17 protein-coding genes and 3 tRNA genes are annotated in these 19,000 nt (G+C 67.2%); all 20 read left to right on the forward strand.

The window, feature by feature from the left end; genetic code table 11:
- Positions 1 to 43: 43 nt before the first annotated feature.
- The 20 genes from ESZ52_RS07555 (at position 44) to ESZ52_RS07650 (ending at position 18,985) form a co-directional block, all read left to right on the forward strand.
- On the forward strand, positions 44 to 1,135 hold the full coding sequence (locus ESZ52_RS07555; RefSeq protein ID WP_181009893.1) for a YihY/virulence factor BrkB family protein: 1,092 nt from the start codon (positions 44 to 46) through the stop codon (positions 1,133 to 1,135).
- A gap of 77 nt (positions 1,136 to 1,212) precedes the next feature.
- Positions 1,213 to 1,285, forward strand: a tRNA-Gly gene (locus tag ESZ52_RS07560).
- A gap of 28 nt (positions 1,286 to 1,313) precedes the next feature.
- Positions 1,314 to 1,384: transfer RNA gene (locus ESZ52_RS07565), tRNA-Cys, on the forward strand.
- A 27-nt stretch (positions 1,385 to 1,411) separates the two neighbouring features.
- Positions 1,412 to 1,486: transfer RNA gene (locus ESZ52_RS07570), tRNA-Val, on the forward strand.
- Between the two features lie 203 nt (positions 1,487 to 1,689).
- On the forward strand, positions 1,690 to 1,908 hold the full coding sequence (locus tag ESZ52_RS07575) for an excisionase family DNA-binding protein (protein ID WP_131104394.1): 219 nt from the start codon (positions 1,690 to 1,692) through the stop codon (positions 1,906 to 1,908).
- Positions 1,909 to 2,037: 129 nt separating this feature from the next.
- Positions 2,038 to 2,661: a hypothetical protein gene (locus ESZ52_RS07580; RefSeq protein WP_132974521.1), complete on the forward strand. Its 624-nt coding sequence runs from the start codon at positions 2,038 to 2,040 to the stop codon at positions 2,659 to 2,661.
- 479 nt (positions 2,662 to 3,140) lie between these two features.
- Positions 3,141 to 3,572, forward strand: coding sequence for a hypothetical protein (locus ESZ52_RS19665; RefSeq protein WP_238154419.1), 432 nt, complete (start codon positions 3,141 to 3,143; stop codon positions 3,570 to 3,572).
- A gap of 77 nt (positions 3,573 to 3,649) precedes the next feature.
- Positions 3,650 to 4,360: an SAF domain-containing protein gene (locus ESZ52_RS07590; protein WP_238154418.1), complete on the forward strand. Its 711-nt coding sequence runs from the start codon at positions 3,650 to 3,652 to the stop codon at positions 4,358 to 4,360.
- Position 4,361: 1 nt separating this feature from the next.
- Positions 4,362 to 5,156, forward strand: a complete 795-nt coding sequence (locus ESZ52_RS07595) for a CpaE/TadZ family protein (RefSeq protein ID WP_131104397.1) — start codon at positions 4,362 to 4,364, stop codon at positions 5,154 to 5,156.
- Positions 5,153 to 6,796 (forward strand): TadA family conjugal transfer-associated ATPase, encoded by a 1,644-nt coding sequence (locus tag ESZ52_RS07600; RefSeq protein WP_238154417.1) that lies wholly within the window; start codon positions 5,153 to 5,155, stop codon positions 6,794 to 6,796. The genes ESZ52_RS07595 and ESZ52_RS07600 overlap by 4 nt, the downstream gene beginning before the upstream one ends.
- The gene (locus ESZ52_RS07605; RefSeq protein ID WP_131104398.1) at positions 6,793 to 7,650 is read left to right on the forward strand and encodes a type II secretion system F family protein; all 858 of its coding nucleotides are present in this window, start codon (positions 6,793 to 6,795) and stop codon (positions 7,648 to 7,650) included. The genes ESZ52_RS07600 and ESZ52_RS07605 overlap by 4 nt, the downstream gene beginning before the upstream one ends.
- Positions 7,647 to 8,564, forward strand: coding sequence for a type II secretion system F family protein (locus tag ESZ52_RS07610; RefSeq protein ID WP_131104399.1), 918 nt, complete (start codon positions 7,647 to 7,649; stop codon positions 8,562 to 8,564). The genes ESZ52_RS07605 and ESZ52_RS07610 overlap by 4 nt, the downstream gene beginning before the upstream one ends.
- Positions 8,565 to 8,638: 74 nt before the next feature.
- Positions 8,639 to 8,839 (forward strand): hypothetical protein, encoded by a 201-nt coding sequence (locus tag ESZ52_RS07615; protein WP_131104400.1) that lies wholly within the window; start codon positions 8,639 to 8,641, stop codon positions 8,837 to 8,839.
- 32 nt (positions 8,840 to 8,871) lie between these two features.
- Positions 8,872 to 9,261, forward strand: coding sequence for a TadE/TadG family type IV pilus assembly protein (locus tag ESZ52_RS07620; RefSeq protein WP_238160633.1), 390 nt, complete (start codon positions 8,872 to 8,874; stop codon positions 9,259 to 9,261).
- Entirely contained in the window at positions 9,258 to 9,695 is a 438-nt protein-coding gene (locus tag ESZ52_RS07625) for a TadE/TadG family type IV pilus assembly protein (RefSeq protein ID WP_131104402.1), read from the forward strand. Before ESZ52_RS07620 ends, ESZ52_RS07625 begins: the two co-directional genes overlap by 4 nt.
- 67 nt (positions 9,696 to 9,762) lie before the next feature.
- Positions 9,763 to 10,149, forward strand: coding sequence for a pilus assembly protein (locus ESZ52_RS07630; RefSeq protein WP_238160634.1), 387 nt, complete (start codon positions 9,763 to 9,765; stop codon positions 10,147 to 10,149).
- Entirely contained in the window at positions 10,146 to 13,736 is a 3,591-nt protein-coding gene (locus tag ESZ52_RS07635; RefSeq protein ID WP_131104403.1) for a LysM peptidoglycan-binding domain-containing protein, read from the forward strand. Before ESZ52_RS07630 ends, ESZ52_RS07635 begins: the two co-directional genes overlap by 4 nt.
- Before the next feature lie 374 nt (positions 13,737 to 14,110).
- Positions 14,111 to 14,875: a PIN domain-containing protein gene (locus ESZ52_RS07640; RefSeq protein WP_131104404.1), complete on the forward strand. Its 765-nt coding sequence runs from the start codon at positions 14,111 to 14,113 to the stop codon at positions 14,873 to 14,875.
- Positions 14,876 to 15,464: 589 nt separating this feature from the next.
- Positions 15,465 to 17,642, forward strand: a complete 2,178-nt coding sequence (locus ESZ52_RS07645; RefSeq protein ID WP_181009892.1) for an ATP-binding protein — start codon at positions 15,465 to 15,467, stop codon at positions 17,640 to 17,642.
- Positions 17,643 to 17,851: 209 nt separating this feature from the next.
- Positions 17,852 to 18,985 carry a hypothetical protein gene (locus tag ESZ52_RS07650; RefSeq protein WP_131104406.1) on the forward strand — a complete coding sequence of 378 codons (1,134 nt, stop codon included), beginning with the start codon at positions 17,852 to 17,854 and terminating at the stop codon, positions 18,983 to 18,985.
- Positions 18,986 to 19,000 lie beyond the last annotated feature (15 nt).

Raw genomic sequence — 19,000 nt, forward strand, 5'->3', positions numbered from 1 at the left:
GCTCCGGTTCGCCTGCCCAGGCCCGCCCGCTACCGTGATCCGGGTGGCGAGTGCACCGGGGGTGAAGGAGCGTCTGCGGCGGCTGCTCGCGCCGGTCCCGGGAGCGCTCCCCGCCGCGCGTCTGGTCGCCGAGACCGCGTCGGTGGCCTTCCGCTACCGGGCGACGGGGCTGGCCGCGGAGGCGGCGTTCTTCCTGCTGCTGTCGCTGCCGCCCCTGCTCCTGGGCCTGGTGGCCGGCGCCGGGTTCTCCTCCCGGTGGCTGGGGGAGGGGACGCTGACCCAGATGCAGGAGGCGGTGGAGACCTGGTCGCTGCGGTTCCTCACGCCGGAGACGGTCGAGGAGGTCATCATGCCGACGCTGCAGCAGACGCTGAGCGCCGGACGGGTCGACGTCCTGTCGGTCAGCTTCGTCGTAGCGCTCTGGTCGGGCTCGCGCGCGTTGAACATCGTCATCGAGGCCATCGCGATCATGTACGGGCAGGGCGGTGACCGCGGCCCGGTGCGGGCCCGGCTGCTCTCCCTGTCCACATACCTGCTGGCGATCCTGGTGATGGGTCTGACGCTGCCCCTGCTGCTGATCGGGCCGGGATACCTGCGCAGCTGGCTGCCGACGCAGGTCGAGCCGCTGATCGGGCTCTACTGGCCGCTGGTGGCGGTGGTGGGCATCCTGAGCCTGACCGGGTTGTTCCACGTCGCCACACCGGACCGGTCCCCCTACTTCCGCGACCTGCCCGGCGCCTTGCTGACCGTGGTGATCTGGGTGGTCAGCTCGACCCTGATCCGGGTCTGGGCCGAGGTGGCCGTCGGGGGTGTCTCCGTCTTCGGCCCGCTGACCGCGCCGATCGTGCTGATGATCTACCTCTACTTCCTGGCCCTGGCCGTTCTCATCGGCGCCGCCCTGAACGCCGCGATCCGCCGCCTGTGGCCGCCGCCGGAGTATCGCGGACCGCGGGCGCGGGTCAACGAGTGGCGGGACGGGCGCCGCGACCGCGACGGGTCCGACCAGCGACGGGGTGGCGCGCACGTGTGGACCGGGGACGAGCAGGACGACGAGGGGCTGGAGCGGGCGGACGTGGACTGGAGGCGAGAGGACGAGGACCGGAGGCGAGAGGACGAACTGCCCGGTCCTCGCTGAGGGACACGCGGATTTGGCCCCGCCCGCACGGTCGGCTAATGTGTCATCTCGCGCCGCTGGTGACAGCGGAGCGACTTGCGGATGTAGCTCAGTTGGTAGAGCGCAACCTTGCCAAGGTTGAGGTCGCCGGTTCGAGGCCGGTCATCCGCTCGGAGGCACATCCACCTTGATGCCTCATGGTGGCGTGGCCGAGAGGCGAGGCAACGGCCTGCAAAGCCGTCTACACGGGTTCAAATCCCGTCGCCACCTCGCAACTCAGCAACGCACAGTTGTTCCGGGCGATTGGCGCAGCGGTAGCGCGCTTCCTTGACACGGAAGAGGTCACTGGTTCGATCCCAGTATCGCCCACCAGTTCGACAGGGCCTTGACCAGCGGAAATGCCGGTCAAGGCCTCTTGTTTTCCCCTCCCGTGGGGAATACGTGGGGAATCAAGTTGGGCGAGCGGGTGCCGGCAACACTGCGCGGGATAACCGGTCGCAGCCGGCGACCCCACCTCTCTGCCGCGTCCAGAATTTCGTGGACCCGGGGCGCGGTCGAGGTGCGCATGAGGGGGTATGACTACCACCACCCGAACCGAGACCAGTGCCCCCCGCCGGTACGAGACCTTGGCGGCAGCCGCTGACCGCACCGGCATCAGTACCAGGACCCTTCGACGACGAATCGCGGATGGCAGCCTGCCGGCGTACCGCACGGGCAGGCGGATCATCCGCGTCTCGCCCCAGGAGGTGGATCAGCTCATGGAACAGATGCCCTCCGGCGCGGAGTGGTCGTAGGGACGTTATCCACAGGCCGCCGCTAACGGGATCCATGAATTGGGGTCTGGCGCTACTGTGCCGAACGGGTGCAAGGTGAGACCCAGAGGACCCGCGACCTGCTTTTGGTCGGTGAGGGAAGGACGCGATGTGACGAGAACGCGATCCACGACGGTGAGCCTGACGGTAGCCACGATGCTGGTCTTGGCTGGGTGCAGCGACAACCCGGAGGGCCAGACGGGCACGCCCGCGCCGACCATCGACCCCGTCACGACGGCAGAGCCCGCCCCCACGGAGCCGGCTGCCACCACGCAGCCACCGGACGACCACCAGATCACGACCGCACCGCCTGAGCTATCGGCCGAGGAGCAGGACCAGGCCGACATCGAAGAGACACTGGTGCGGTACACCCGCGCCCTCGATGACGCCTTCAATGGGGATGCATCGGTGGAGGGGATCTACCCGTTCTCGCGGGACACCGCTCGCGAACAGTGGGTGACTCAGGTGATGTACTCCGAGACTCAGGGCTTCACATCCACGGGCCTCACCGAGCTCGAGATTGTCGAGGTCACCATCGACGGGGACACTGCCGCGGCAACCGCCTGCGCGGATGTCTCAGCCGTCGACGTGTTCGACGAGGACGGACAGTCGATCAACACCGAGGCCCGGCTGGATCAGACGCTCAACGACTTCATCCTGGAGCGAGACGACTCCGCCCAGGTGGGCTGGTACATCGTCGAGGACACGAACCGAGACGAGCCATGCGAGGGCTAACCCTCCTGTGGTGCGCCCTAGCCATGATCATGGGCACAGCCCTGATAACCCTCGCCGGCGCCCCGGCTCAGGCTGAACCGGAGTGCAAGCAACGCGATAGACGTAGCGGTCAGTGCATCATCTACGTTCCGCCGCCGCCGCCTGACTATCCCTCTCTTCCGGGGGAGGGGCCCGGGGACCCAGGCGAACCGGGTGATCCAGTCTGCGCCGATTACCTGACGGGTGAGGAGGTTCCGTGCATCGTCCATGACTGGTACTGGTCTTACGGGTGGGCTTGCTACACCAAGTACGCCGCGCCGCAGCCTGGCTGGACGGATCCGGTGTGGAACGGGCGTACGGATGGGGCGATCTTCTGGTGCTCGCGTGGTGTCACGTTGAGTGACCCGTTCCCGCCAGACACGATCCCGCGGTGGTCACTAGTTCCGCCGTGGGGGGCGCCGCCGGACCCGGCGGAGTTGGCTGCAGAGGCGGTGGAGTCGATGGACCTGCAGGCGATCGAGATCGGGATCGTCCCTGAGCAGGGCCCAGGCCGGGTGGGGTTGATCGGATTGCCGACGTGGATGTGGGTCCAGGACCTGGACGGTTCCACGTGGGGTCCGATCACCCGGACGGCCAGCAGCGGGCCGTGGTCGGTGAGCGCGACCGGGCAGGTGGACCGGATCGAGTGGGACATGGGGGATGGGACGGTCGTGGTCTGCACGACCCCAGGCACACCGTACGAGGACCGGTTCGAGGACCTGGACAGCCCGGACTGCGGCCACCGGTACCAGGAACAGGGCTACTACCCGGTCACGGCGACCTCGTACTGGGTCATCACCTGGGCCGGGATGGGCCAGTCGGGAACGATCGAGCTGGACCTGGTCCGTGAGGGCCAGATCGTGATGGGGGAGGCACAGGTGCTGAGCCAGTAGAGCCCGACAAGGGGCGGCACGCCCCGCTCGGGAAGGTGAGACCTGGAGCCACCAACCACAGTGATGGGGAGCAGGACATGGCCAAGAAGCAGGACACGGCGGACAGTCAGGGCGGCACCAGCGGGTCATCCCCGCCCGCTCTAGGAGCCCCCGGGATGTCGGTCGCTGCAGTCCCGGCGCCTCCGAAGCTGCGGCGCCGGCCGGTGATGGCCCTGGCTGGTCTTGGCCTGGTGGTGATGGGTGCCCTGCTGGTGGTCTGGGTCTACCTGTCCAGCACCGACACCACCAGCGCGGTCGCGGTGCGCGACACGGTGATGCGGGGCGAGACCATCACTGCCGCCGATCTGATGACGGTCCAGGTGACCGCAGATCCTGCGTTGCAGATCGTGCCGGCCGCCGACCTGGACGCTTTCATCGGTCAGCGCGCCGCCCGCGACCTGTCCGCCGGGACGTTGCTGACTCCTGCCGCGGCCGTGCAGGAGGTCCTGCCCGGTGCTGGGGAGTCTGTTGTAGGTCTGGCGTTGACGGCCGAGCTGATGCCGGGGGAACCGCTGGTGGTGGGGGACCGGGTACGGGTGGTCGCCACCCCCGGTCAGGCCGGTGACCCCGCGACCTTCGAGTCGGCCGACACCGTGTTCCCGGCCAACGTGGTCGGGGTGAGCGCCTCTGTGGAGTCCGCGCGGACCGTGGTCTCGGTCCTGGTTGCGGAGCAGGACGCGGCCCAAATCGCGCGGTGGGCCTCGACGGGCCGGGCGGCGCTGGTGCTGGACAGCCGGGAGGGGGACTGAGATGGCGGTCATCGCGCTCGCGTCAGCCTCTGGTTCACCGGGGGTGACGACGACCGCGCTGGGGTGGGCACTGTCGCGGGGGCGCCCTACCGTGCTGGTCGATGCGGACCCGACCGGTGGCGCGGCCATGCTGGCGGGGTACCTGCGTGGTCAGCTGGCGCCGCCGGATGCGCTGCTGGATTTGTGGACCGCTCACCAGCAGGACCAGTTGCGGTCCAGGCTGCCTGGTCTGCTCCTGTCCTTGCCCGGTTCTCAGGTGGGTCTGTTGCCGGGGACCCGGTCGCACGTCCAGGCCCGGAGCCTGGCCGGGCTGTGGGAGCCGCTGCTGGCGGCGTTGAAGGCGCTGGAAGGCACGGGCCAGGACGTCATCGTCGACGTGGGCCGTCTTGGCCTGGCCGGGTCACCGGCGCCGTTGCTGCACGGCGCTGACCTGGCCCTGGTGGTGTGCCGCTCGGACCTGGTGTCCCTGTCCGCGCTGCGTTCCTGGCTGACGAGCCTGCACACCGAGCTGGAGGACGTCGGCGGCGCGTCATCGCTCGGGGTCGTGATCGTGGGCCCGGGGCGGCCCTACAGCCAGGGCGAGGTGGGCAAGGTCCTGGCCCAGGTGTGCGGCGGCCGGTCCCCGGTCCTGGGGTCGGTGGCCTGGGACTCGAAAGCCGCTGCGGCGTTCTCTGCCGGCGCCCAGGTGCGGCGCCTGGAATCCAGCAAGCTCGTTCACAGCCTGGAGACCCTGGACGAGGCCGCCCGCCAACAGATTGTGAGCCATGCCCACGCCCTGACGGGAGCGTCATCGTGAGTATCGAGGACTACGATCCGGAGCCGGGCGGAGCCATCAGTTCTGATCCTGCTGGGCTGCCGCTATTCACCACACCATCCACCCCGGACGGCACGCCGGCGCAGGTGCACGGGCCGTCCCGGGGCCGCCGCCGCGGCGGGTTCACCTTCCCCCAGGCCACAGCCGTGGACGGTGCTCTCGGCGCGGGCGACGTCCTCACTCAGCCGCAGCCGGTCCCGTCGCAGTCGGAGCGGGTGGGCAATGTGGTGTCGTTGCCGGCCCGGGAGGTGCGCCGGTCGGGCGAGCACGGCTGGGGGCAGGACGGGGTGGACTGGGAGCTGGTGGCCAGCCTGCGGCAGCAGACCGCTGACCGGCTCAGCCAGGAAGGCACCCCGACGGGGGAGGATGACCGGCAGGCTCAGCAGGAGCGGGGACGGGCGATCATCACCGAGCTGCTGTCCCGGGAAGGCACTGAGCGGCTGCGGGCCGGCGAAGCCGCCTGGGATCCGCAGACGCAGGATGCCTTGGCCAGGGCCGTCTTCGATGCCGCGTTCGGGCTGGGACGGTTGCAGCCCCTGGTCGATGACCCGCAGGTGGAGAACATCATGATCTTCGGCCACGACCTGGTCACGGTCGAGCTGGTCGGTGGTCGGCAGGTGATGGCGCAGGCGGTGGCTGACTCCGACCAGGAGCTGGTCGACTTCCTGTCTTTCGTGGCCTCCCGCTCCGAGGTCAACGCTCGCCCGTTCTCCCCGTCCCATCCCGAGCTGCACCTGCGCCTGGACAGCGGTGCCCGGCTCGCGGCGCAGGCGTGGGTGACACCGCGCCCGCAGGTGGTGATCCGTCGGCACCGGCTCACCGAGGTGTCCCTGGAGGACCTGGTGGACCTGGGCACGTTGAGCCCCGTGGCGGCGTCGTTCCTGGCCGCGGCCGTCCGCTCCGGTCGCTCGATCGTGGTCTCCGGCGCCCAGGGCGCGGGGAAGACGACGATGGTGCGGGCGCTGTGCGGCGAGATCCCCAAGTACGAGGTGATCGGGACCTTCGAGACCGAGTACGAGCTGCACCTGCACCAGATGCCCGACCGGCACCCGTACGTGTTCGCCTGGGAGGCACGGCCCGGCTCCGGTGAGGTCGGCCCGGACGGCCGGCAGGCCGGTCAGTACAGCCTGGACCAGGCCTTGCACGGCAGCTTCCGGATGAACCTGAACCGGCAGATCGTCGGAGAGGTCCGCGGGCCCGAGGCAGCCGCGATGCTCAAGGCCGTCCAGTCCAGTTCGGGGTCGATCTCCACCACGCACGCCGCCCACGCCGTCGGTGCCCTGGAAAAGCTGGTGACCTGCGTGATGGAGTCCGGGCAGCACGCCACCCACGACTTCGCGCTGCGCGCCGTCGCCGCCGGTATCGATGTCGTGGTCCACGTCACCAAACAGACGCGACCCGCCGCGGACGGGACCGCTCAGGTGTCCCGGTTCGTCTCCGAGATCATCGCCGTCACATCCGGGGAGGAGCAGACCGGGTACGCCGTCACCCACGTGTTCAAGGCCGACGCCGGGGCCACCACGGCTCACCCGCACGTGCTGCCCGATGACTACCGCGACCTGGCCCGGTTCGGGTTCGACCTGGCCGCGTTCACCCAGGAGCAAGACGGGACCGGGGCATGACCACCCTGCTCGTGGCCCTGGCCGGTGCCCTCATCGCCGGCGGAACTCTCACCCTGGTCCTGGGCCTGCTGGCCCGCCCGGCACCACCGGCCCGGCCCCGTCGATCCAGCACGCGGCGTACCCGGGTCAGCCCGCGCACCCGGATGCTGCTGGGCATCGGGCTAGCCGTCGGTGCTGTGGTGGCGGTGTCGACGGGGTGGGTGATCGCCGTGGCGATTGTCCCGTTGGCCCTGGCCGGGATCCCGGTGCTGCTGGCTGCGCCCCCGGCGCAGCGGGAGGTGGCGCGTCTGGAAGCGATGGAGGAGTGGGTGCGCACCGTGGCCGGGACCCTGGGCGCCGGGGTCGGGCTGGAGCAGGCGCTGCTGCGCTCACTGCGCTCCACCCCCGAGCCGATCAAACCGGAAGTCACCCGCCTGACGGCGCGGTTACGGGCCCGGTGGGCCACCGAGGACGCCCTGCGCGCGTTCGCCGACGACCTGGACGACCCCACCGGGGACCTGATCGCCGCGAACCTGGCCCTGGGAGCTCGCCGCCGCGGCGGCGGATTGACCACGGTCCTGGCTGCGCTGGCGGAGTCGGTGGGACAGGACGTGCGGGCCCGCCGCGAGATCGAGTCCGACCGGGCCAAACCACGAGCCAACGCGCGCCTGATCACCGGCATCACCCTGGCCGTGCTGGCCTTCCTCGCCCTGTCCGGGGACTACATCGCCCCCTACGGCAGCCCCGTCGGACAGGTGCTGCTCGGCCTCTTCCTGGCCCTATACGCCGGGATGCTGATCTGGCTGCACACGATGGCCCAGGCCAAAGCCATGCCGCGCTTCATCGGCGCCACGGTCCGCGAAGGGGCGACATGAGCGTCCTGCACCTGTTGCTCACCGCTGGCGGCCTGGTCGGTGCTGGCCTCGCGCTGATCCTGCACCAGCTCACCCCCGCCCACCCGGACCTGGGACAGGCACTGACCCGGCTGTCACCCGCTGGCGCCCCGCAGGCCCAGGCAACGCAGGGCACTACCGCGTCCCGGCAGGTAGGGAGTGGTGACGTCCGTGACGTGCTGGGTTCCTGGGGTGCCCGGCACCTGCCCACCGGTCTGTGGGGCAAGGTCGTCGGTACCGACCTGACCGTGCTGGGGACGACACCGACGCGGTTCTACGGCGAGAAGCTGCTGTACGCCGCCATCGGCATAGTGGCCGGCCCGATCCTGGCCTGGACGCTCATGTTCTCCTTCTCTATCCCGGTGTACGTCCCCGTCCTGGCCACCCTGGTGCTGGTCGTGGTGCTGTGGTTCATCCCGACCTACAACGTCCTCACGGATGCTCGCGAGGCCAGGGTCGAGTTCGCCCGCGCGCTGGGGGCGTTCGTCGACCTGGTCGCCCTGGAGATGGTCTCCGGTTCCGGGCCGCGGCAGGCGATGGAGGCCGCGGCCGCGGCCGGCGACTCCTGGGTGTTTCGGCGGCTGCGGGAAGAGCTGGCCCGCACCCGCTGGTCCGGCATCACCCCCTGGGACGCGCTGCGCCACCTGGGCGATGAGATCGACCTGCCCGACCTGCACGAACTGGCCGACATCATGCGCTCCTCCGGTGAGGACGGAGGCCGGGTCTACCCCCAGCTGAAGGCCCGCGCAGTCAGCATGCGCGCCGCGATCCTGTCCGCGCAGAAGACCCGCGCCAACGAGGTCAGCGAACGGATGACGCTACCGATGACCCTGCTCGGGCTGATCTTCCTGCTCATCCTCATCACCCCACAGCTGCTGCGCATGGTGGGGAGCTGATCGACACGACACCACCGCGCTCGGCCGACCCAGAGAGTCACAACCAACATCAACTCGCCAAGAAGGGGAACACCATGAAGAAGTCCACACTCCAGCTCAGCGTCCAGGCCGCGACCTACCCGCAGCGCGTCCGGGCACAGATCCTGGCCCGCGGGGAACGAGGGGCGATCTCGGTGGAGACCGTCGTCATCGCCCTCGGCCTGTTCGCGCTGGCCACCGTGATCATCGGTCTGCTGACCACGTGGGCCACCGGCAAGCTGGCCGGCCTGAACTGATGACCCACCGGCTCAGGTCGCGGCCCCGACCGGTGGCGCGTGTCCAACGTGCCACCGGCCGGGACCGTGGCTCGAGCTCGGTCGAGGTCGTCGTCCTGCTGCCGCTGGTGCTCCTGCTGCTGTTCGCGATGGTGCAGGGCGGGCTGTGGTTCCACGCCCGCGCGGTCGCCCTCGGCGCGGCCCAGGAAGGAGCCCGCGTCGCCGCCGCCGAGAACTCAACAGCTGGTGCGGGGATCGCGGCAGCCACCTCGTTCGTCGCCGACGCCGGCCCCGGCGTCGTGCTCGACCCGGCCGTGGCCGGGTCCCGGTCAACCACGACCGCGACCATCTCCGTCACCGGCCAGGCCCAGAGCCTCATCCCGTTCCTCAACCCTGCCGTCGTGCAGTCCGCCAGCTTCCCCGTGGAGCGGATCTCGCCATGAGCACACGCAGCGGCAAGGGTGAACGGGGGGCGGTGTCGGTGGAACTGGTGATCCTCGGCCCGGTCCTGCTCCTGTTCGTGCTGGTTGTGTTCTTCGCCGGCCGGTACGCCTTGGCGCAGCAGGCGGTGCAGGCCGCCGCAGCCGAAGCGGCCCGGGCCGCGTCTATCGCCCGCTCCGCCGGCGACGCCTCCGGTGCCGCGACCGCGTCCGCGTCAGCATCGCTGGCCAACCAGGGCGTGCGCTGCGCGACGCAGTCGGTGACGGTGGACACCAGCGCCTTCGCGACCAGCCCCGGCACTCCTGGGCTGGTCACGGTGACCGTGTCCTGCCAGGTCGACATGACGGATCTGGCCTTCCCCGGCATCCCGGGCAACCGCACCCTGCAAGCATCCATGGCCTCGCCGATCGACACCTACCGCTCCCGGCAAGGGTGAGCCGTCCATGACCAGGCACAGACCGAAAGCGACCCGCAGGGACGCCACGGAGCGAGGTTCGGTCAGTGTGTTCGTGATCGTTTTGGCGACCTCGTTCCTGCTCATGGTCGGCCTGGCCGTCGACGTCGCCGGACACCTGCACGCCATGCAGGAGGCCCGCGCCACCGCCCGCGAGGCCGCCCGGGTCGGCGGGCAAGAGGTCCAGACACCGACCGGGGTCCGCGGCCTGGGTGTGGTGGCCGACCCCGGCCGCGCCGCAGCCGCCGCCGAGGCCTACCTCTACCAGGCCGGGGTCGCCGGGTCGGCATCCGTGACCGGCCCGACCAGCATCGCCGTCACCGTCACCTCCACCTACCCGACCAAGTTCTTGTCCATCATCGGCGTCACCAGCTTGAGTGCAACGGGCTCGGCGCAGGCACGGATCACCCGGTCCGTGGAAGGAGTAGAGCAATGAGAACCCGCCAACGCCTCACCGGTCTGGGCGCACTGCTCCTCCTGGCCGGCATCCTGGCCGGGCTACCCGCCCTGCTGCTGACTGTCGGCGGTAACCCGCTACCGGCCAGCGTCCCCAGCATCGACCAGATCCGTGGTGCACTGCTCGCACCCGACGACGGCACCCTGGCCCTGACCGGGGCCATCCTGCTCGGCTGGGTCGTCTGGGCCGCGCTCAGCGTCAGCATCGTCATCGAAGCGCTCTGCGCACTGCGTGGGGTGCGTGCGCCGGCCCTGCCCGTGCTGGCGCTGCCGCAGTTCGGGATGCGACCGGTAGTTATTGCGGCGCTGGCCCTGTTCATCGCCACCCCGACCGGCGTCAGTACAACGCCTGCCGCGGCCAGCATCGCTCGTGTGGCAGCGACCGCCCCCACTACGCCAGCTGCAGCACCGCTGGCCGCTGCCCCGACCCTCACGGACGTGCCCAAGACGCCAGCTCTCACGACAACAACCGCCCCGACAGCAACCGCCCCCGAACAGGAGCGGACGAGCAGGTACGTGGTCTGCCCGGGGGACACTCTCTGGTCGATCGCCGAGCGCCACCTAGGGTCGGGCCACGCCTACCCGCTCATCGTCGAGGCCAACCGGGAGCAGTTGACCCGTGGTGCGGACTGGGTTTTCCCGGGTCAGGTGCTGCAGCTACCGATCCTGTCCCAAGCCGCCGCCGACCAGGCCATGCAGCAACGCCAGCAGGTGGTCGTGCAACCCGGGGACACCCTGAGCGCCTTGGCTGCTGAGCACTTGAGCGAAGCCGCCCGGTGGCCCGAGATCTACCACGCCTCCAGCTCCATCGTGCAACCAGACGGGCGCCGCTTGCAGGACCCTGACCTGATCTACCCCGGATGGCAGCTGAACCTCTCCGCCCCCACCACTGGGTTCAACTTCCCTGACCACGAGGACAAGCTGCGTACCGCCACGGGCGATCAGGACAGGACCACCGGTCAAGACACCACGGGTGCCCCCGCCCGGGCCGGAACCACACCGCCGGCAGCCGCGCACACCGACACAGACCCGGGCGGGCCAGCAAAGGGCCCAGTTCTCACCGCCGCGCGAGCCTCGGCCGTGGCCGGGACGTCCCTTGGCCTGGTCGCACCTGCCGGACACGAAGCACCGTCTCCGTCCACGGATGGGGACGAAAGCGGGGACATGTCCGGGGAAGCGCAGGGGGTGCACCCCTCGTGGGTGCTGGACGGGATCGTGGGTTCCGGAGCGTTACTGGGCGGCGGACTGTTCATGGCCCTGACTCGCGCCCGCCGGACCCAGGCCCGAAAGCGGCGCCCCGGGCGTGCGCTGCCGCCGGCACCAGCGGTGCTGGCCCCGGTGGACAAGACCCTCCAGACCCAGGGCGCGGCCGCCGCACCCACACTGGAGCACCTCGATGAGGTCCTGCGCCGTCTGGGCGCGTCCCGCGCCCACGACGGAGCACCCGCTCTCGCCGCCGCCGAGCTCTCCGCGGCCGGCCTCCTGCTGCACCTGGCCTCCCCGACCAACCTGACCGCCCCGTGGCAGCCCAACGCGCACACCGACGACGACACGGGACTGGGCACCGACCAAGACACAGGGGAGGGTCTGGGGTGGCTCCTGCCGGCCGGCACACCAGTGGCAGAGGTGGGCCCGTTGCCAGCCGACGCGCCAGCGCCCTACCCCCTGCTGGTGACCATCGGCACCGAAGATGACGGAACGACCTGGCTGCTGAACCTAGAGGACTCGGTGGTGACCCTGACCGGGGCGGGTGAGTACGTAGCCGACCTGGCCCGATACCTGGCCGCCGAGATCGCGGTCAACCCCTGGTCGGTCGGGGTACGCCTGGACTGTGTCGGCATCGCCGAGCAGGTCACCGGGATGAACCCGGCCCGTCTGCGGGTGGGCGGCCCAGACGCCGTGGACAAACTGCTGACCGAGGCACTAGGGGTGTTCGACCGTCTCGGGCCCGACTGGAACGTACCCACCGCCCGGGTCCGACAGGAGGCCGAGGACACCTGGCCCGCCCGCGCCGTCCTGATCGAGGCCGCCACGGCTTTGGAACGTCCGGCGGGCCGGCACCTGGCGCAGTTGATCACCACTCACCCGGGACGCACCAGTACCAGCCTGCTGCTCACCGGTGCGACCCCGGTCGTGGCGGGCAGTGCCGGTGGCCTGAGTATCGAGGCGACCGCCACGGGCCGGGTCCTGGTGCCCTCCCTGGGCCTAGACCTCATCGGTGTCGGCCTGACCGATGACGAAGCCGCCGGATGCGCGGCCATGCTGGCCCACGCCCGGGACGAGTCGGACATCCCCATACCCCCAGCCGCACCCGCAAGCGCCGCCCCAGATGCCACGCGCGAGCAAGGATGGCGCACCTGGGCCGACCAGGCTGGCGCGCTGCTGTCCGAGCACACCATCGACCGCCACCGCCCCGACCCCACCAACACGCTCGACGCGGCCATCCTCGCCAACAGTTTCACCAAGGTCGACGACGCCGCCCATCCTGAAGACGCCACCGCCAACGCCGAAACTCACGAGGTGATTGCCGCCGCGCCGGCAGATGAGACCACCCAGATTCAACAGACGGGGGAGCCGCGGTACGAACGGCACGACACAGGGGAGAAAGTGGCGGCCACGTTGCTCGAGGCGGACGACGACACCTACCAGGACGAGGCGGCAACGACCGCCGCGGACCTGGCCGTGCTCTCCCCGGGGGTGCCGGACACGGTAGGTGAACAGCTGCTACAGGCCGACCCTGGGCTAGACGCGGACCTGGCCGCCTGGTGGGACGAAGAAGCACGGGTGCCGCGGCTGCGGCTGCTGGGGCCGGTGCGGGCACGGACGTGGGGCCGGCCGCTGGTTGAGCGCAAGGCCTACGTCACCGAGTTGCTGGCCTACCTGGCGCTGCACCCAGGCGGAGTCACCACCGCCGAGATCGCAGAGGATTTTGGCATCACGCAGGCCAAGACACGGGACTACATCAACCGCTGCCGCGAGTGGTTAGGCACCGACCCGGCTAACGGGACCCTTCACCTGCCGCACGCCCAAGACAGCCCAGCGGCACGAGAACGCGGCGGCAACGTCTACCAGGTCCTGGGGGTACTCGTCGACGTCGACCTTTTCCGCCGGCTGCGAGTCCGGGCCGAAGCCCGCGGCGGTCCCGCAGGGATCGCCGACCTCAAGGAAGCGCTGCGTCTGGTCGAAGGGACCCCGTTCGGCCAGTTGCGCCGCGGCGGGTGGGCCTGGCTGTACGAGGGTGATCGCATCGATCACCATATGGTCTGCGCGGTGGTCGACGTCGCCCATGTCGTTGCCACCCATGACCTCACCATCGGTGACCTGCCCGGTGCCCGAGCCGCAGCCCAGGTCGCGCACCTGGCAGCTCCGTATGAGGAGATCACTACCCTCGACCTGGCCGCCATCACCGCCCGAGAGGGCCACACACACCAGGCCGTCCAGCTTCTGAAGGAGCAGGTGTGCAACCGCACCGACGACCCCGACATGCCACCAGCAGACCTGCCAGAACGCACGCAGCAGATCATCGACCGACGCCGTTGGTTACAAGACCGCAGCCGAGCCGTCTGACGACGCCGACCAGCTCAACCGGCAAGCCGCGGAAGGGCGGTACATCACGACTCCGCCGAATAGAGGATGTGTAGGGCTGCCCTTCGCTACCGCCGGCCTGACCCCTGCGTTGCGCCTTGTGTCGTGCCCGGCTGGCCCGAGGGAGCGGGAGGAACACCTAGGGTTGGAATGGCATCTCCGACCGGTCCTTGCTGCAGGTCGCCTTACCGCCGTACTTAGCCCGTCTGGGCGCTCCGGTCAGGAACTGTGGCGCAGGGTGGACGCGTCGAAGGTGCTGGCCGTTCTTCCGGACGAGACACGGTCCGACGCTGACCTCCTGGCTCTGCATGGCCGTTCGAGCCAGTGGGCGGCGCCCCTGCGTCTACCCTGAAGACATGTTCCTGCTGGATACCAACTTCTTGTCTCCAGAACGGATCCAAGAGCACATCAACGGGCGCTGGTTCACGTCCTCAGTGTCGGCGCAGGAGCTGCTGGGCATGCAGAAGTCTGCCCACGAGACGGGCTACAGATACGCACTTCCTCTACTTATTCACACTCCCGGCCGCAGTTGGATGGTCGATCACGCGAAGAAGTTCCCTGTCTCGAAGGGGGCCGATCGTCTGGTTGTGCCTCGTTCCCTTCTTCGCCCTGAGTCGCTCGAATTGGGTCATGCAGCTCTCGCGATCGCACACGAACGTGGGCACGACGGCCTGCTACGCGTTTATGCCTCGCAGGGGCTCCATCGACGGATGCTGAAACCAGTGCTCGACAAGTGGGAGTTCCTGCGCAATCAAATCGATGCAGTCCTTCCGCTTGACGAGGAAATAGCCGCCCACGGCGTGCTTCTTGCGGACCTATTCGTCAAAGCGCAAATCCACGTTAAAGGGACGAGGCGAAACACCATGAACGATATGTTGGTGGCTGCCACCTCCCAAGTTACGGGGCTACCTCTGGTGACGGACGACAGCCAGCTAGGGAGGTTCTATCAGCAGCACGGCTGGTCGGTCGTCGTACGGAACTCAATCATGACAGCCACTCCGAGCGCGGCGGACATAGCAGGGAACGACTCTCAGGTGCGGCGCTCGGGATCGCGGGGGTACATCAATCGTCCTGTGCACATGAGGAAGCACATCGACTACAATCGACCCCCCGTCCGTTAGGACAGATCTCGGAGCGTCGCTTCCAGTGGGTGATGCAGCGGTTCAGGGGCAGCGGTGCCGGCTATGTTGTCGTGCAACGGAGGACGGGTTGGTCGTGAGATAGCCGCTGCATCTGGACGGACCTCTCTCGCCATCGATACACCCGCGCGCATGACTCGGCCGAGTCGTGCGCGCTCCCAAGCGCATGCCTGTGACCCGCACGGTGCCGTGGGCAGTACGTCTCGCATCCGCCGATGTCCGGAGGGTTGGCGGGCGCCCCAGTAGCGCCCGGCACGCCGAGTACAGGCCGACGGTCGCGTTCCGACGGAGCCCCGACACGGCGATGGGCGAAGGCTTAACGAACTGCTGCTCGCGGTCGGACATGCCAGTTGCAGACGGTGGGCGAGGTCGGTACGTCCCGACGGGTACCGGCGAGAAAGGGATCGACGCGCACGGAAACACGCTTGCCAGCCGACGTTTGGACGGCTGCAGAGTGCTTCTCCCCCCACGTGGCATAGTACGTGTGCAGGCGCACATGGAGCATGCGACCATTAGTGCCTTGCCTCTAAGGAACACACACCCGCCGCTCCACGCGCTTCGAGGGGGAAACTTGCAGAAACTGGAAGTGCCCGCGCCTGGGCAGGACGTCGTCCTACGGCTGCGCGGCAGCCAGCAGCAGTACACAGTCACTGGCCGTCTGAACTCCACATCGATCGATAAGGCATCCGTGACGCTGGAGGACGGGCGCGTGCTCCACATACCGTTCTCGGCGGTCCTCAGTATGCATGTGGCCAGTCGGCCCCCTGCGCCACCACTCCACACCGCTACAGCGAGCCGACCGGCGCTGACCAACATCGCTGGCATTCTCGACCTCCTTGAGAAGCGCACTGGGCGACTCCAGCCGGACTTCTTGCGGAAGGTGAATGAAGCGCTACTGGCTCTGGAGCACGAATCGGGCGGAGCCCTCTCTCCTCAAGTGAACAGCCTTCGCACCACAGTTGAGTTGATGCTTCGCCGTCGCCAAACACAGGGGGTCGAAAGGTCATGGCCGCTGCGCAGCGAGCTCGAACGGCACATAAGCAATTACCAGGGCCAGCGACCGAACCTGACTCCTGGATCCATAGAGGCACGCATTCATGCCATCATGCAGTCCTTAGCTGAAGCTGACGAGACAGCATGGACAAAATTTGCCATGCGATACGAACCTCAACCCCGAATCGTGGTCAAGCACACTGTACATGTGACCGTGGAAGCGGGGGGCGAGTTCGTCCTTCCTATTCGCGTGGCTCTAGACCGAGCGAGCGTTCCGGCACGACAGCTCGCCGTACGAATTGACCGCTGTCGCTCCCTTTCCGTCATCGGCACCTCGCCCGTTCTCGATGAACTACGCCCGGGCGACACCTCCGTGATCGAAATCCGCATGAAAGACAAACGGCGCCAGGGGGCGCGCGGCCAACTGAAAGTCACCGCCCATTTGATATATCAAGGCGTCGTGGCGGATGCGCTGGAAACACCGACCCAGGATCTCGCGATCCACATTCGCACACCTGAAGTGCACAAGCCTATTCATAACCCGTTCAGAGACTACGCGGGGGGCGTACCGGTCGACGACGCTCGCATGTTTTTCGGGCGCGACGGTCTTGTAGACGAGATAACCGATCTACTGAGCGAGCCGACATCTGGCCGCTGCTTCGCGCTCTACGGACAGAAACGCACAGGAAAGACCAGCCTGATGGAGCAGGTCAAGCGCCAGTTGGTAGAGCGCGGAGTCATCGTCGCGGACGTCTCAATGGGGACCATCGACCGGCATGACTTAACTGCGAGCTTCATCGCGGAGGTGCTCGACGAATACCGTCTGCAGGTCGGAGAAAAGCTTCGAGCCGATGTTTTTGAGAACCTGTTGACGCGCTGGCCCTCCCAAAGTGAGGTACAACGAGCACCATTACGGAGTTTCCGTCTAGCAGTCAGAGCGGCCAAGGGCCTGCTTATACAGTCGGGAATGGACTCACCCAAGTTCGCTATCGTTGCTGACGAATTCACGTACCTCTATGAGATTCTGCGGCGGCCGAGAGTCCAAGTCAGCGAGAATAACCAGTTGCGGGACTTCATGCGACAATGGAAGGGCCTCCTCGAGGCTCGCCTTTTCTCAGCGCTTCTTGTGGGCCAGGATACGATGCCGAACTTCCTCAGAGCTTTCCCCAACGAATTCAGTGTCATGCGCACGAGTCGACTGGACTACCTAACGCACGAAGAGACAATGAAACTCGCGGAACTTCCCACCCTCCACGAGGATGGTTCCTCGCGGTTTAACGGATATAGCCTTTCCTACGTTCCTTCCTATACAGATGGGCATCCGTTCTTCACACAGATACTCTGCGATCGGCTCATCGCAATCGCGAATGCCGAGAATCGTGTTGACTTCGCTGAGTCGGACATCGAGCGCGCCGTTGAATCACTGATTGAAGGGCCCCGCGCTTTGGACTATCACATCTTCGACTGTCTTCTATCCGCGGACAACACAGGAGTGCTCCTGGACGACCTCCGCGACGAGTTTTCCAGTCCGGATGAAGATGAAGTGAGCGACACATCCTTCGAGGTGCTCCGACGCATTGCTGTCGTGTCCGGTGGCCAAAACACCCCCGTGCCAGTTGATGAGCTGGCACTGTCGCACGACCAGGAACGGGCCTATAAGGACCTCTGCGTCCGCCATGTCGTCAATGAGAAGGACGGGCGAGCGCAGATTCGCGTGCTGCTCTTCGCCGAATATTTGAGGAGAAACTGCTCATGACTGGACGTCTGGACTCGGTAGAGCGGCTAGCTGGACTTCTACAAGGAGGCAACGTTGCGCTCCATGGTGGACCGGGGTACGGCAAGTCGCGGTTGGCCGACCTTGTCGAGGTGCGGCTGCAGAGCATGGAGCGCCAGGTGGCGCGGTTAGACATGTCTACCTTGACCTCTGGGTGTGCCTTCTTGAGCGAGCTGGCTAGCCATCTGGGGATGACGGTCACCGAAGCAAACGAAGGGCGCAGCTTACACGAAGCCTGGCGAAGTGTGCGCGCGGAGTTGACCCACCGGGAAGCGCTCTGGACTCTCATTCTGGATCAGTTCGATGCGGTTGGGAGATGGCCAGATGCGGCTCAATTCCTGCCTATCATGCGGGAACTTATTCACCGCCCGAGGATTCTCCACTGCAACGCAATGATTGTATCGAGGAGATCGCTCGAATCTATTGAGGTCGGGGTCGTAGGTATATCGACTTTGGCCAGCGTCTGCTTCGTGGAGTACCTGGGCCTTGTGGAGTTTGAAGACCTGACCGCAGATTGGGAGCAGGCGGGTGAGTGCTCACATGAGGATTTGCGAGCATGCCTCGAGTGGTCTGGCGGGCATCCCGTGCTTGTGAATTACTGGCTGGGAGCCCGCCCCGATAAGCATGGTGGACCTGCAGTTGACAATCAAGTGGCGCACGTTATGGGGCGCCTGGTGGGGTATCTAGATGAACTGGAACTGTTGGCACCTGCGGCCCAGTTGATCTTGGGCCCCGTGGTCGAGGATCTATTTCGAGAGCGTTTACGCTTGGAGTCCATGGGGATCGTTGGTACGGGTGAGGGTGGTAGGCCGGCGCTGGCCGAACATGAGGTCTTTTGCGATCTAGTCAGACTCAACACACGTGACATGAATCCGTGGGGCGTACTGGGGGCGGCAGAAGTTCGTGCGCGCTCAATAGTCGAATTCGTGTTCAGTTCTGCCCTGGGTTCAGATTGGGATGATGAGGTCAAAGCCAAGGACGGCATGGTCCGTCAGACCTTTGATCGCGCCGCAGTTCTTATGCAGGAGGACCAGAGGAAGTTTGGTCGGAGTGTGCATTGGTTGGCCTACACCTACCCACATGACTTGTGGGTGATAATCTCCCGGCACTGGGATTTGTTTGCCCCCGTTTTTACGGGAGGAGACAAGAAGTATTGGCAAACTCGGTTCGCCGCGCTGGCTAAATATCGTACCCCAGTGGCACACAATAGAAGCATTGTGTTGTCTTCAGACGAGCGTGTCCAGGGTCGCATTTACTCGAAGGAGATCGTGAGCCGAGTGGATGACTACCTTACTTCTAATTCAGTCAAGACGCTGGAGGTGTGAATTCGACCCACGCGC

The organism is Ornithinimicrobium sufpigmenti (genome assembly GCF_004322775.1).
GTDB lineage: Bacteria > Actinomycetota > Actinomycetes > Actinomycetales > Dermatophilaceae > Ornithinicoccus > Ornithinicoccus sufpigmenti.

What these genes read in the sequence shown, in the direction of transcription:
- ESZ52_RS07615 (WP_131104400.1), top strand. Translation starts at nt 8,639, where the DNA reads ATGAAGAAGTCCACACTCCAGCTCAGCGTCCAGGCCGCGACCTACCCG.
- ESZ52_RS07625 (WP_131104402.1), top strand. Translation starts at nt 9,258, where the DNA reads ATGAGCACACGCAGCGGCAAGGGTGAACGGGGGGCGGTGTCGGTGGAA.
- ESZ52_RS07650 (WP_131104406.1), top strand. Translation starts at nt 17,852, where the DNA reads ATGACGGTCACCGAAGCAAACGAAGGGCGCAGCTTACACGAAGCCTGG.
- ESZ52_RS07575 (WP_131104394.1), top strand. Translation starts at nt 1,690, where the DNA reads ATGACTACCACCACCCGAACCGAGACCAGTGCCCCCCGCCGGTACGAG.
- ESZ52_RS07635 (WP_131104403.1), top strand. Translation starts at nt 10,146, where the DNA reads ATGAGAACCCGCCAACGCCTCACCGGTCTGGGCGCACTGCTCCTCCTG.
- ESZ52_RS07605 (WP_131104398.1), top strand. Translation starts at nt 6,793, where the DNA reads ATGACCACCCTGCTCGTGGCCCTGGCCGGTGCCCTCATCGCCGGCGGA.
- ESZ52_RS07640 (WP_131104404.1), top strand. Translation starts at nt 14,111, where the DNA reads ATGTTCCTGCTGGATACCAACTTCTTGTCTCCAGAACGGATCCAAGAG.
- ESZ52_RS07590 (WP_238154418.1), top strand. Translation starts at nt 3,650, where the DNA reads ATGGCCAAGAAGCAGGACACGGCGGACAGTCAGGGCGGCACCAGCGGG.
- ESZ52_RS07595 (WP_131104397.1), top strand. Translation starts at nt 4,362, where the DNA reads ATGGCGGTCATCGCGCTCGCGTCAGCCTCTGGTTCACCGGGGGTGACG.
- ESZ52_RS07610 (WP_131104399.1), top strand. Translation starts at nt 7,647, where the DNA reads ATGAGCGTCCTGCACCTGTTGCTCACCGCTGGCGGCCTGGTCGGTGCT.
- ESZ52_RS19665 (WP_238154419.1), top strand. Translation starts at nt 3,141, where the DNA reads ATGGACCTGCAGGCGATCGAGATCGGGATCGTCCCTGAGCAGGGCCCA.